General features: G+C 62.2%; 9 protein-coding genes. 5 read left to right on the top strand and 4 right to left on the bottom strand.

What is annotated here, in order from left to right; genetic code table 11:
* Nucleotide 1: 1 nt before the first annotated feature.
* Nucleotides 2–2377: a molybdopterin-containing oxidoreductase family protein gene (locus PZH32_RS00610; RefSeq protein WP_275205697.1), complete on the bottom strand. Its 2376-nt coding sequence runs from the start codon at nt 2375–2377 to the stop codon at nt 2–4.
* A 241-nt stretch (nt 2378–2618) separates the two neighbouring features.
* Here PZH32_RS00610 and PZH32_RS00615 point away from each other — a divergent pair, with 241 nt between their 5' ends.
* Both PZH32_RS00615 and PZH32_RS00620 read left to right on the top strand, forming a co-directional pair.
* Nucleotides 2619–4334 carry a c-type heme family protein gene (locus PZH32_RS00615; RefSeq protein WP_275205698.1) on the top strand — a complete coding sequence of 572 codons (1716 nt, stop codon included), beginning with the start codon at nt 2619–2621 and terminating at the stop codon, nt 4332–4334.
* Nucleotides 4315–5013, top strand: a complete 699-nt coding sequence (locus PZH32_RS00620) for a response regulator transcription factor (RefSeq protein WP_275205699.1) — start codon at nt 4315–4317, stop codon at nt 5011–5013. Before PZH32_RS00615 ends, PZH32_RS00620 begins: the two co-directional genes overlap by 20 nt.
* 12 nt (nt 5014–5025) lie before the next feature.
* On the opposite strand, the gene PZH32_RS00625 is transcribed toward PZH32_RS00620, so the two are convergent.
* From PZH32_RS00625 to PZH32_RS00635, 3 genes are all read right to left on the bottom strand, one after another.
* Nucleotides 5026–5535: a type II toxin-antitoxin system VapC family toxin gene (locus PZH32_RS00625; protein ID WP_275205700.1), complete on the bottom strand. Its 510-nt coding sequence runs from the start codon at nt 5533–5535 to the stop codon at nt 5026–5028.
* A complete protein-coding gene (locus tag PZH32_RS00630) occupies nt 5532–5888 on the bottom strand; it encodes a type II toxin-antitoxin system RelB/DinJ family antitoxin (RefSeq protein ID WP_275205701.1) in 357 nt (118 codons plus the stop codon). The genes PZH32_RS00625 and PZH32_RS00630 overlap by 4 nt, the downstream gene beginning before the upstream one ends.
* Before the next feature lie 116 nt (nt 5889–6004).
* A complete protein-coding gene (locus PZH32_RS00635; RefSeq protein ID WP_275205702.1) occupies nt 6005–8368 on the bottom strand; it encodes a hypothetical protein in 2364 nt (787 codons plus the stop codon).
* Between the two features lie 114 nt (nt 8369–8482).
* On the opposite strand from PZH32_RS00635, the gene PZH32_RS00640 reads away from it, so the two are divergent.
* From PZH32_RS00640 to PZH32_RS00650, 3 genes are all read left to right on the top strand, one after another.
* The gene (locus tag PZH32_RS00640) at nt 8483–10147 is read left to right on the top strand and encodes a vWA domain-containing protein (protein ID WP_275205703.1); all 1665 of its coding nucleotides are present in this window, start codon (nt 8483–8485) and stop codon (nt 10145–10147) included.
* 22 nt (nt 10148–10169) lie between these two features.
* Nucleotides 10170–11693: an ATP-binding protein gene (locus PZH32_RS00645; RefSeq protein WP_275205704.1), complete on the top strand. Its 1524-nt coding sequence runs from the start codon at nt 10170–10172 to the stop codon at nt 11691–11693.
* 312 nt (nt 11694–12005) lie between these two features.
* Nucleotides 12006–13577: a S1C family serine protease gene (locus tag PZH32_RS00650; protein ID WP_275205705.1), complete on the top strand. Its 1572-nt coding sequence runs from the start codon at nt 12006–12008 to the stop codon at nt 13575–13577.
* Nucleotides 13578–13593: the final 16 nt, after the last annotated feature.

Below are 13593 nucleotides of genomic sequence, written 5' to 3' on the forward strand. Positions count from 1 at the left end.
CTTACGCCCCCTTCTTCACTTCGACGAGCGTGGAATTGCAGCAATGGATGGTGCCCAGCGTGGGCCATGCGTTGTTGGTGACGTTGCTCGTCGGCGATGCCGTGGTGTCGTCCCAGCCGTTCTGCAGCACCACGACGCCCTTCTTAACATGATCAGTAACCAGGGCCACACCAGAGTGCTCGCCGCGATCGTTGTACACCGTGATATCGTCGCCCATGGCAATGGAGCGGGCCGTCGCATCCTCGGGATTCAGCACGATGATGGGCTTGTGGCCGTCCATGGCCAGCATCTGCTCCAGGTTGTTGAAAATGGTGTGCACCTGATGACGTGTCTTGCGCTGCACGGCAGCCAGCGGGTACTTCTTCGCCAGATCGCTGTCGGCGTTCAGCGGATGCTCCACCGGGCGCTGGTGGCAGGCGATGGGCGGGAAGCCCTCGTCGACCCACTGCTGCACCCACAAATGCGCCTTGCCCGTGGACGTGTCGAAGTTGCCGTCCTTGTAGGCAATCCAGCCGGGTACCAAATCCCAGGCGTTGACGCCCTTCTTCTCGACAAGCTCGTCATAGGTGACGCCAGAGCCCTCCAGAACGCGAGAGATGTACACAGACGGATCCTCGTTGAAGTACTTCTCGAAACCGAAGCGCTTGGCCACTTCCGCGGTGATCTCCAGGTCGGTCTTGGCCTCGCCCGGAGGCGTCACGCCGGCCTCAGAAATGGAGATGACGGCAGAACGGGCGGAATGGGTGATGTTGGGCGTCTCGAACAGCGCCGTGTTCGGCAGCACCAGGTCGGCCCACAGGCCCGTGGAGTTCATAAAGTGATCAACCTTCACGACAAAGGGAATGTGCTCCAGCGCCTGCTTCCACATGTTGGTGTTGGGCATCTGGGCCACCGGGTTGCCACAGTCCACCCACATGAAGTTGATCTTCGTGGGCTGGTCCTGCAGCACCATCTCGCCGAAGTGCGGGAAGGGAATGGCCTCGAACTGGCCAGCGTCCGGGTTGGTCTCGAAGGCCGCGCCCGAAGGAACCAGGGCCGCAGAGCCACCGGCGTCGTACATGCCATCGCCCTCGTGGCCGATATGGCCGCAGAACAGCGCCAGGTACACCTGGGTAGCCGTAGCATAGGCACCGTTCTCGGTACGCTGATAACCGCCCATGTTCTGAATGATAATAGCCTTGTCAGCCTTGGCGTAATCGCGGGCAATGCGGGCGATGTCGTCATAGGCAACGCCGGTCTCAGCCTCGACGGCCTCCTTGCCCCACTTGTCGGCCTCGGCCTTGACCAGGTCGTAAATGGTCACGTACTGATCGGCAATGTCGGTATCGGCCACGGAAAGCGCCGGAGTCACGCCAGCGGCGTCGTGGGCCACCAGCTTCTTGGTTGCCGGATCGTACACCTGATAGGTGGTGTCATCAGACGGATCGGTAAACGCCGGAGCGTTGGTCTTCTTGTCCACCAGGCAGGGAGCCGTGGTGTGGGCCAGGATGTACTCCTCGTCAGTCAGACCCTCGTCAATGACCACCTTCAGCATGGCCAGCGCCACGGCGGAGTCGGTGCCAGGCCACGGCTGGATCCACTCCTGGGACTGGTCGGCCGTCTCGGAGTAGAAGGGATCGATGGTGCACAGGGTGCCACCGTTGTCCATCATCTTCTGGAAGCGGTTGAAGTAGCTGGTCATGGTCACCACCGGATTGTTGCCCCAGGCAATGATGTAGTCGGCCTTCTCCAGCTCGTTGCGCAGCGGCGTGGTGCGGCTGCCCAGCACCGTGCCCAGGCCGGAATCGATGCCAGCGCAGCAGAAGTTGCCGGAAATGGCCGTTGTGCCACCGAGCCAGGAACCAAGAGCACTCATGGAGCTGGTCAGCGAGCTGAAGTTGCCCGAGCCGCCCTGCACAATAATGGACTGGCTGCCGCCGTTGTCCAGCGCGTACTTGATCTTCTCCTCGATAAGGTCGTAGGCCTCGTCCCAGGAGATCTCCTCGAAGTCGCCGGAGCCCTTCTTGCCCACCAGCTTCAAGGGCTTGGTCAGACGCTTCTCGGAATTGCACATCTCCACGCGGGCAAAACCGCGGGCGCAGGCGGGGCTCTCGTTGACCTCGCCGCTTTCCACCTTCACCAGCTTGCCGTCGCGCACATAGCCCTTCAGCAGGTGGTGCTGGCACTCGGGCGAGCAGCAGCCGTACACCAGCGAGCAGTCGGCAAAGGGGTCCTCGCCGGTCTCGGCCAGGCTCTCCCCCTCCGGCTCCTTGGCAGGCTCCGCTGCCGGCGCGCAGCCAGCCAGGCCTGCCGCCGCAGCCGTCGCCGCAGCGGCGCCCACAAAGGCACGGCGGCTCAGCTTCGGCTCATTCTCGATGATCTCGAACCGTTGGCTCATAGAACTCTCCTCCCTCGTTAAGTAAAACCCTCCTTGGCCATAATCGGGCGGTCTCCTCAAACCGAAACCCTCGATGGCGCCTTTAATTTTGTCGATAACGCGCTGCCACTTCAATGCACCCCAATGGAACTTTGTATTAAGAATTCGGGACAAAAATTAAAAAAGTATTATCTTCCCTTTCGGTGCTTTCTGCCGATTCGACCCTTGGGCGATAATAGGGGGACGACTACGGAGGGGGATCATGAGGGGTGCGAACCACAGCCGGTCATTTCGCTACGGCATTCGCTTCAAGATAGCCCTGTGCATTGGTGCCATCATGGTGGTGCTCATGGGCATCGACACCGCATGGAACCTGCATCTCCAAACCACTCAGGCCGAAAACGAAGCTCGCGAAAAAGCCGAGGTGCTGGCCGCCGAAATGCGCGCGGCCTGGGACTTCGTTGACATGAATCAGAACGTCATCAATCGCACGGAAGACGGGCAGTTCCGCACGAAGCACCTGGTATGCGTCGTGGCGGCCAAGTCCATCTCCATGCTGTTCACCACGGAAACCGACTACTCTATTCGCTTCACCAACAACCAGCCGCGCCAGGTGGCCAACGCCCCCGACGCCTTCGAGCAGCAAGCCCTGGACGCTTTCAACGCCGACCCCGAGCTCAAGGCCTTTTCAAGTGTGGAAACCGACAGCGAGGGCACCATGGTGTTTCGATACCTGGAGCCCCTTTACGTGACGGAATCGTGCCTGGAGTGCCATGGCGACCCAGTAGGCGAGCCCGACCAGTACGGCTACGCCAAGGAGGGCATGCAGCTGGGAGAAGTGGGCGGTGCTATGTCCATCACCGAGCCCATGGACATTTACACTGAGGGCATTCAATCGAGCGTGTGGCAGCAGGTCATCATGGTGCTGTGCATGATGCTGGCCGCTTTCGCCGGTGTGTACCTGGTTACGAGTCGCCTGGTGCTGCGTCCTATTGACTCGCTCCGCCGTGCCGCACGCTCGGTGGGCGAAGGCGATTTCAGCTACCACCTTGACAACGATCGACCCACCATTGGCGGCTGCGACGAAGTGACTGACCTGACCCGCGATTTCGACTCCATGGCTCGCGATCTTCAAACTCTCTACGAGGACCTAGAGGGACAGGTGCGCAGCAAGACCGACGATCTCATGGTGCTGAACGATCTGCTCAATTACCAGAAAAAGGAACTCAAGATTGCGCTAGACCGTCTGGGCGAAGAGGTGGCCTACAAAAACGAGTTCTTCGCCATTGTGAGCCACGAGCTGCGCACTCCTCTGACCAGCATTTTGGCCTATGCGCGCATCTTGAACGACAACCGTCAGCTTGACGGCAAAACGCGCGATGCGGTTGCCGAAATCGAGACGAACGCCACCCTCTTGCTGAACATGGTGAACAACATTCTGGCCATCTCGAAGCATGCCGCGCACAAAGATGAGCTGCTCTCTGAGCCCGTCGATTTCGTCGACCTTGCCTGCTTCATCAAGAAGGCCCTCGATCCCATTGCTGCCAATAAAGACGTGACGCTTTCTTGTCGGGTAGACCCCGACGTGCCGTTGAGCATGGCTGACTGGGAGAAACTTCGCCGCGTCTTGGAAAACCTGGTGGACAACGCCATCAAGTACACGCACCGAGGCGGCTTCGTGACGTTGACCGTCAGCTTCGATGGCGCGGACATTGTGATGCAGGTAACCGACGACGGCATGGGCATTGCTCCGGAGGATCTGGACGAGATATTCGAGCTGTACAAACAAGCTGGTCAATCAGCCAATCGTCGCTATCGCGGCACGGGCCTGGGGCTTGCCGTCGTGCGCGACCTCACCGAGTTGCACGGAGGCAGCGTTGAGGTTGAAAGCAAAGTGAAGGAGGGCAGCACGTTCACCGTGCGCATCCCCTACCTTCTCGTCGATGAGGAGGAAGACGATGAAGATCCTGCTTGTTGATGACGAGCCGCGCATCGCCCGGCTCGTGTGCGACATGATTGAGGGCGCGGGCTATCAGTTCGCCTCGGCAGAGAACGGCGTAGAAGCGCTGAAGCAGGTAGCCATCGACCGGCCCGACCTGATTATCATGGATGTCATGATGCCGGTCATGGACGGCTTTACGGCCTGCCGCGAACTGCGAGCGCGCGGCATAACCACGCCGGTCATCTTCCTTTCAGCCAAGGGCGATATCGTTGACAAGGGCGTTGGCTTTGCAGCGGGCGGTGATGACTACATGGTCAAGCCCTTCGACCCCCGCGAGCTGATGATGCACATCGAGGCCCACTTACGGCGCGCCGCCATGCAGCCTGCCGCCGCACCTGCCGCCACGGGGGTGGTAACTGTCGGGCGACTCTCTCTTGACCTGGGGCAGCATCGCCTCACCAAGGACGGCGTTCATGTGCCCCTCACGCCTAAGGAGTTCAAGATCCTGGCCGCCTTGGCCGAGAACCCGGGCATGGTGCTTTCGCGAGAGCAGTTGGTAGAGGAAGCCTGGGGCCGGGAGTTCGTGGGCGAGACCAGCAGCATTACCGTGTTCATCAAGAAGCTACGCGCGAAAATCGAGGACGATCCTACTGAGCCACGCATCATCGAAACCGTGTGGGGCATCGGCTACCGCCTGGACCCCGAGGCGTGCTAAGCGGGCTTTTCGCTAAAGCCCTGCCGCTGGATTTTGCATCGCGAAATACGCGAGCATGTCAGGGCTAGTAAATGTCGGAATCGACGCTTTGCCGAAGAGGGCCTTATCGTTGGTGACAAGATAGTCGGCCTTCGACGATTCGGCTGCCGCCAGAATGAGGTCGTCCTCGTAGTCTTCGTGCAGGCCGCGGTAGTGGGTGGCGAGCCAAATTTGCGGCTCCCCCACCGGCACGGCAACAGCAATTTCTGTCATATTCTGCAGGAACCCCCAGGCCAGAGACGAACAGGCTCGGGCACTTTCCTCGGACAACGAGCCTGCAGCTTGGCGTGCCAAACGCTTCAATTCGCTGCTTGCGAGAAAGAACAGGTCTTTCGTCGAAGTGGCCGCATAAGCCAGCGTGAGATTTTCCTCAATCGCATAAGCGATAAGCTCCCGCGACTCCTGGCAAAAAGGGCGATGCGCAAAGTAGTTGTCCATCCAAATGTTGGTGTCCAGCAACAGGACGGGGTGCTCTTGGGTCATAGCAGACCCTTCGCTTCCCAGCGCTCGCGATAAGCCTGCTCTTTAAGCTCATCAAGGGAGATGGGTTCAGCGTCGGCGACGGAAATGCCCAACGCGGCCAAGCCCTCGTCCGCCATGCGCCATCCGTTTTCGACTGCCTGTAAACGAGATTGAGGTGCCCCAGCGTCACGTTCGGCCTCTTCGAGGAAGCGCAACACCCGCTTGAGGCGCACAGGATTGTTGCGATTGCGGGCAGCAAACCCCCAAAGGTCGCGCACCGTACGCGCGGGCGTAAGCCCCACACTTTCCAGAGCCTGATTGCCCTGAATGCGCACCTGCTCATCGATGCGCACGTTCATTTGAGACAACGCCATGGCCCCTCCTTTCGTTTCAAGCAGTATATCATTTTATATATTTAGCTATACGACAACTTTAATGCAAGAAGACACGTCGAGCGCGGCGCCTCTTGCTTACTCTTCTACGCATTCTCCTACAGCGCGAAGCGGTCGCGGGCCCGTTGGGGCTTGGCGGCGGCTGCGGTGGCGCGGGCAGCTTCCTGGCGGTCGCGGTGCCAGTTCATGAGGTAGAGCACGCAGTCGGTGCGGTTGCTGGCGCGCAGGCGCTCGATTTGACGCTCGAAGAGCGCTTCATCGTCAAGAAAGCCCCCTTCGGCCAAGGCGCGCACCATGGCAATATCCCCCTCGCGAGCCACGGCGGCCATGGCGTCAGTCGCTCGTTCGCGCAGCGCGTCCACAATACGTGCGGCCATGGCGGACTCCAAGCGGAAAGGTACCGCCAAACGATGGAGCAGGGCGCCCAAATGATCGGGCAAACCGCGTCCGGCCAGCAGCTGGGCGTCGTAGCGCTCGAAGTCGAAGGGAATGCCGTCTGGCGCATCCGTCAAGAAACAGCTGATCAGCTGATCGGAGGTGATGTGCACGACGGCATCGGCGGCCGCCAAGCGCACCACGGCGTACTCGAAACTGCCCTCGCCGATGGAGGTAACGCTGGAGGGAATGAGCACGGGCCCCACCAACGTGCGCGAGCAGAAGCAGTGAGCACCGATGCTTTGCAGCCCCTCGGACAACATGAGCTTGCGTGTTCCCTTCGCGGTATTGCCATCGGCAATGGCGCGGACCGTTTCAGGGATGACAAGGGTAGCTGGCGCCGTGATCAAGGCGCGCTCGGCTATGGCTGTGAGCGCAGCTCCTTCCACGGCCCGCGGCAGCGCAAGGCGATCGGCCGTGGACACGGGTGCCACCATGGCGCTGGCTGCATTCGCGGCAATTTCGCGGGGCGAAAGCGTGGCAGCCCCCTGCACACGCGCGTGAGCCGCCGACGAGAAACGCCGCGAAACCGAGTCCGGCGCGGGCGGACCAGCCACAAGATGGGCCTCACGGGTAACGGAGGGTGAACCCACAGCCCCAGACGCGGTGCAAGCGTCGCCATCCATCGCCCGGCTCACTTCCGTACGCACATCATCGGGCAGACCATCCTCTTCATGCGTCGCACTGAATCCGTACCAGCATTCCTCCTGCTCAACCGCTTGGTAGTCGGTAACGCGACCGCCGCAGCGGGCGACAACGTGCTTCAATGCGGCAGGATCGTCCGATCGCCATAGGGTCTCTGGGGGTACCGAGCCGTCAACGCGCTCAAGCGATAAGGGCGCATCTAGCACGCGTGGCGGCGGACAGCCTTTCGCAAGAGTCGCCGCACCCATGATGCGGATGCCCGCGGGGAGCGCCACTTCCTCCTCGTAGGGCGCCTCGATGAAGAGCAACCGCGACGATCCGGTATCCTTTTGCATGCGCTCCAACAAGCAGCCGTCTTGCACGAAGAACGTCTCATTCTGGGGATGCACCTGATAGCGACGGGCTTCCAGGCGCGGCGAGGGAAGCGCCATGTCGAGCGGGGCGGGATCGTAGGTGCGCACGTTGCGACCCAGGTAGATCGTCTCGGCACACACCGAGCCGAAGGCTTGGGCTCCTACCACCTCTACACTATCCGGAACCACCAGGAGCCGCACCCGTACGCCACTAGTGAAACGGCGCGCAAAGGCCTCGGAGGCAATGCGCACCACGGAGCGTCCTCCAATGAACGACGGCACGACAACCACCAAGTTGTCGGCAGGAAGCCCATGCTCAGCCAACACCGAAAGATGCACAGCAGAAAGCGCGTACCCGTCGCCATCCTCGCGTACTTTCACGGGAACATTGAGTGCGAAGCGCTCTCCTTCGCCGGCAACGCCATTGAGCAAAATTGTTTCACGGATTTCGCTCGGTGTTTCACGGCTGGCAATGGGTGTTTCACGGTTCAAATCCATTGTTTCACGGTCTCTATCAGCTGCCGTGCCTACCCCCGTCGAAACAAGCAACTCCCTTTCGCGGCTATCCTCCCTCTGGCCACCCTCGGCTGGCGGGCACACCCCAGTCGTAGCCTCTTCACCACGCCAGGGCGGCGTCAAGCCCGCTTCCCAGAGCTGATGAGGCGTCATGCCAGCGGTTGGTGACGACTCATCGCCCCCCTCAGCCGCCACCTTCACCCCATCACCATGTACCGCATCGCCGATCAGAGACTCGCGCTCCTCATCGGAGATGCCCATGCCGAGCGCGCCCACAATGAGCAGGTCTCCGTCGGTGCCGTCGAGCTCGTTGCGCTCATCGAGGGCGGCATCGTGCACCCAAGGTTTGAAGGGCGCTAGCTGAGGCGCCCAGTTCTCCCCTTCAATGGGATGGCCGGGAATCTCGACGGTTACCTCGTCGAGGGAGAGCGTGAGAGGTGTTTGTTGCGTCTGCGCAATGATCTCGCTTAACGCAGTGGCGCCGTCTCGGTTAACCAGGTAGTGATCGCTCATAGCTTTTGTGCACCTTCCCAAATTGGGCTTCTCCCCGCGTTTACCGCCTTTCTGCGCCATGCTACACTACGGACGAGCAGCGAAGCAAGGGGACGCGCGAGCAAAGGAGGGACCATGCAGGAACGCACTACTTCCGCGCCGTTGGCTCCTTCCTCACCGGCACTGGTTTCTTCCTCTCCGACCGCAGCTTCTTCCTCCGCTCCGTCGGCTTCTTCGCGCAACTCTAGCGGCAGCGTCGCGGCCTCCTCTCTCACTCCCCTGGCCTTGGACGCCCTGGCTTTGGTGCAAAACGAACTGCTGGTCAGCCTGCGTTTCATGAGCGCTGCGTTCGCGCGCCTGGAGCCCCTGCCCCTAGCGGGAGCCACCTTCGCCACCGACGGCGCGCACCTGCGTTTCGACCCCGCTTGGTGGGCGCGCCTCTACGCCACGGACAGCGCCTCGGCAGCCCGCGCCTACCTGCACATCATCCTCCACAACGTGTTCCTACACCTGTATCCCGGTGCCGGCATTGAGCCCGACTTGTGGGACATCGCCTGCGACATGGTAGTGGAATCGGTCATCGACCAGCTGGACTTACCCGCTACGCGCACGCCCCAGGCCGCAGCCTGCCGCCCCGAGCTGGAGCGCATGACTGAAGAAGCAGGGCTCATGACTGCCGAGCGCGTGTACGCCGCCCTGCGCGAACGGCGCGCGGCTGGCGCCACCGACGAAGACCTGGCCCGCCTGGGCGCGCGCTTCTACGTCGACGATCACCGCCCCTGGCACGCCATCGCCATCGGCGAAGGGACCGCGGGCGTCCCCGAAGAGGGCGACGCCGCCGAGGGCGAAGGCCGCCGCGCGGCGCCCGCAGGCAAAGCCGGCATTTCCGGCACTGACATGGACGTGCCCGAAGAAGCCGAAGAGGCCCCCTACTCTCACAAGGCTGAGCAGGCCATGGGATCGGCCGACATCGCCCAGAAAGAGGCACCCCAAAACGCTGCGCCCGCCGTGGGCGAGCGCCTAGCGGACACGGTTCAGCTGGACCGCTCCCGCGAGCAGTGGGAAAACGCCGCCCTAGAAATGGGCATTCAGTTGGATGCCTACGCGCGCTTGTGGGGCATCGAGGGCTCGAACTTGGCCATGAACCTGCGCAAGGTCACCCGCGAAAAGCACGACTACCGCGCTTTCCTGCGCAAATTCGCCCGCATGGGCGAGCAGATTCGCGTGAACGACGACGAGTTCGACTATGTGTTCTACTGCTACGGCCTTTCCCTCTACGGCAACTTGCCCCTGGTGGAACCCGTGGAATTTGCCGAAGAGAAGCGCATCCGCGATTTCGTTATTGCCATCGACACCTCGGCGTCCACCAAAGACGGCCTGGTGCGGAAATTCATCGAGCGCACCTACGCCATCCTGGCCGACGAGACCAGCTTCTTCTCGAAAATGAACGTGCTCGTTATCCAGTGCGATGCGGCCGTGACCGACGTCGCCCGCATCGAGAGCCTGCGCGACCTTGACCGCTACCTGGACCATCTGGAAATCCGCGGTTTGGGCGGCACCGACTTCCGGCCGGTGTTCGACTATGTGGACGAGGCCCTGATGCGCGGCGACCTGGACGATCTGGGCGGCCTCATTTACTTTACCGACGGCCAGGGCACCTACCCCAAGCATCGCCCCGCCTACGAAACCGCCTTTGTGTTCCTAGATTCCGACGATGCGGCCCACAGCGCCCCTGTGCCCCCGTGGGCCATGAAGGTAGTACTGGACGAGACCTTCGTGCTTGAGAACGAACCCCTGTAACGCCCGTTAGCAAGGAGCCTCTATGAACATCCGTGAAGCCAAGCAGCAAATTCGCAACGCCATGGTGGCCTACTTCACCAAGGACGAATTCGGCAACTACTTGCTGCCACCGGAGCGCCAACGCCCCGTGTTCCTCATCGGCGCACCCGGCATTGGCAAGACGGCCATCATGGAGCAAATTGCCCGCGAGCTGGAAGTGGGATTCGTGGCCTACTCCATGACGCACCATACGCGCCAAAGCGCCCTGGGCCTCCCCTTTATTGCCAGCAAGAACTACGGCGGCGTGGAGTACCAGGTGTCGGAGTACACCATGAGCGAGATCATTGCCTCGGTCTACGAGGCCATGGAGGAAACGGGTCGCACCGAGGGCATTCTGTTCCTGGACGAGATCAACTGCGTATCCGAGACCCTGACTCCGGCCATGCTGCAGTTTCTGCAGTACAAGGTGTTCGGCCGCCACAAGGTGCCCGATGGCTGGATTGTGGTAACCGCCGGCAATCCCCCGGAGTACAACCGCACCGCCCACGACTTCGACATTGCCACCTGGGATCGCCTCAAGCGCATTGATGTGGAGCCCGATTACGAGACGTGGCGCGAGTACGCCGTGTCGGCCGAAGTGCATCCGGCCGTCATCACCTACCTGGATATCGAGCGCAGCCACTTCTACGCCGTGGAAGCCACCCCTGACGGGGCCTCCTTCGTGACGGCCCGCGGCTGGGACGACCTTTCCGCCATGATCAAGCTCTACGAAGCCCAGGGGATTTTAGTGGACGAGCTGCTGGTGGAGCAGTACGTGCAGAACCCGGACATCGCCAAGCGCTTCGCCCTGTACTACGACTTGTTCACGAAGTACCGTTCGGATTACCAGATTGACCGCATCTTGGACGGCACCGCCGATGCGGCGCTGGCCGAACGCGCGCGGCTGGCGCCCTTTGACGAGCGCGTGGCCGTTATGGGCCTCATCGTGGACGCTACGGTGGGACAGCTGCGCGGCGCCGTGCTGGAGGAGAAGGCGGCAGCCTTTGCGCACCAGGCCTTGGGCGAGCTTAAGGAAGGGGTTTTCGGTTGTGGCCTTACCGAAAGTGATGATATTGCCGAAATTGTTAAGACCACAATAGCAACCCTGGCCCGCACCCGCGACACCGAGCGCGCCAACAGCCTGCTGGACGAGGAGCGCTATCGCTCCTACGAGCGCACCATCGCACTTCTGGACACCGCGTTGCGCTTGGGAGCCGATCTGCCAGGAGGCACCACGTTCTCGCTGGTGCGGCAACTGTTCGGCGAAATGCTCGACGAGCTGGATGCGGCCATCGAGGGAGCCTCGCTGGCCCTGGACAACGTCTTCCGCTTCGTCGAGGCCGCCTTCGGCGAAGGCCAAGAGATGCTCATGCTGGTGACGGACCTGTCGGTCAGCCGCGCCGGCATGACCTTCATCAATGACCACGGGTCCGACCGCTACTTCGCCCACAACCAGAGCCTGCAGTTCTACGAACGCGGAAGCGATCTGGCCGACCGTATCAACCGCATCGTTCTTGAAGAGGAGTAAGGGCGCGAAACCCGCACCTGCGTCGTCACCGACACGAGGCCGCAGACCCATGGAAACCGCGCATCCGCGGCACCGCGCCGGCGCGCAATAATGCGAGGCTCTTAGGGCCACCGAGGGCTAGGAGCCCCGTAAAAGCCCTGCGTACAACGGGTAGACTACTCCCGCTGATGTATCTCCGTGGCTCGTCCGTGATAAGGGGTTGCCCTCGTCCGAAAACCGTGCTGGAGCGTGATAGTGTGCGCTTCAGCACAAAGCACCGTGCCTTCGGGCACAACGGACAACCCCCTCATTGGACCCTTTAAGGAGATACGAATGAACAACCTCAACAACACCCCGAACAACCAGCCCCTGCTCTCCGGCAGCGCCGACATGGCTCCGCCGAGCGCCCCGGCCTTCAACCTGGACGAGTCCGTGGTGGCCAGCGTGGAGAACAACGTGCCCAACGCCAAGGCGAAGATGGGCGGCCGTACCTTCCTGACCGGCTTTGCCGGCGCGGCCCTGGCCTGCATGCTGGCCTTTGGCGTGCAGAGCGCCGTCATCAATCCCGCCACGGCCGAGGCCACGGGCAGCGAGACCGCACCCCTCACCCAGACCGTCATCAACACCAACGACGACGTCACCCTGCCCGAGGCCGTGGCCGCCAAGTGCCTGCCTTCCGTGGTGGCCGTGGACGTGTACGTGGACGCCTCGGCCGGCATGGGCCAATTCGCCGGCATGGGCCAGCAGAGCCAGGGCCAGCAGGGCGACGAGAGCAACCTGCAGGCTTATTCCCAGGGCTCGGGCGTGGTGCTTTCCCAGGACGGCTACATCATCACCAACAACCACGTGGTCGAGGGCGGTAGCGCCTACAAGGTCACCGTGGCCGGCGAGACCTACGACGCCGAGCTGGTGGGCGCCGACCCCTCCTCCGACGTGGCCGTGTTGAAGGCGAAGGACGCTAAGAACCTGACGGTCATGGAGTTGGGCGACTCCGACGACCTGACCATCGGCGAGTGGGTTATGACCCTGGGCAGCCCCTTCGGCCTGGAGCAGTCCGTGGCCACGGGCATCGTGTCGGCCACCAGCCGCTCCCAGATCATGGACGCCCAGGAGTCCATGCAGTCCGGCGGCACCGGTGAGACCACCATCTACCCCAACATGATCCAGACCGACGCGGCCATCAACCCGGGCAACTCCGGCGGCGCGCTGGTTGACAGCGAGGGACGCCTGATTGGCATCAACACGCTGATCACCTCCTACTCCGGCAACTACTCCGGCGTCGGCTTCGCCATCCCGGTGAACTACGCCGTGAACCTGGCCAACCAGATCATTGCTGGCGAGAACCCCACCCATGCGCAGCTGGGCGTGAGCCTGTCCTCGGTGAACGACCAGACCGCTTCTGCTTACGGGCTGTCGGCCGATGAGGGCGCTTACGTGGCCGCCGTCTCCGAGGGTTCGGGCGCTGCCGCTGCGGGCATCCAGACCGGCGACATCATCACCGCCTTCGACGGCGAGAAGGTGGAAAGCGCTTCCGACCTCATGCTGGCCGTGCGCGGCAAGCAGCCCGGCGACACGGTGAAGCTGACCGTGAACACCGACGGCAAGGAGCGTGAGGTGGAAGTGACCCTGGGCGACGACTCCGCCACCCAGCAGGAGAAGGCCGAAGCCGAGAAGCAGCAGGAGCAGCAGGCCCCCGAGAACGACCAGCGCGATAACGGCGACCAGCGCGGCAACGAGGGCTGGGGCCAGGACGACCGAGGCAACGGCAACGGTTATGGCTACGGTGACGACTACGGCTATGGCTGGGGCAATGGCGGCAACGACTACGGCTACGGCTGGGGCGGCGGCAACGGCTACGGCTATGGCAACGGCGGCAGCCTGGAGGACCTCTTCGGTCAGCGCTAAGCCATCCCAACGGCTC

Origin of the sequence: Adlercreutzia equolifaciens, assembly GCF_029076695.1 — a bacterium.
Taxonomy (GTDB): domain Bacteria; phylum Actinomycetota; class Coriobacteriia; order Coriobacteriales; family Eggerthellaceae; genus Adlercreutzia; species Adlercreutzia equolifaciens_A.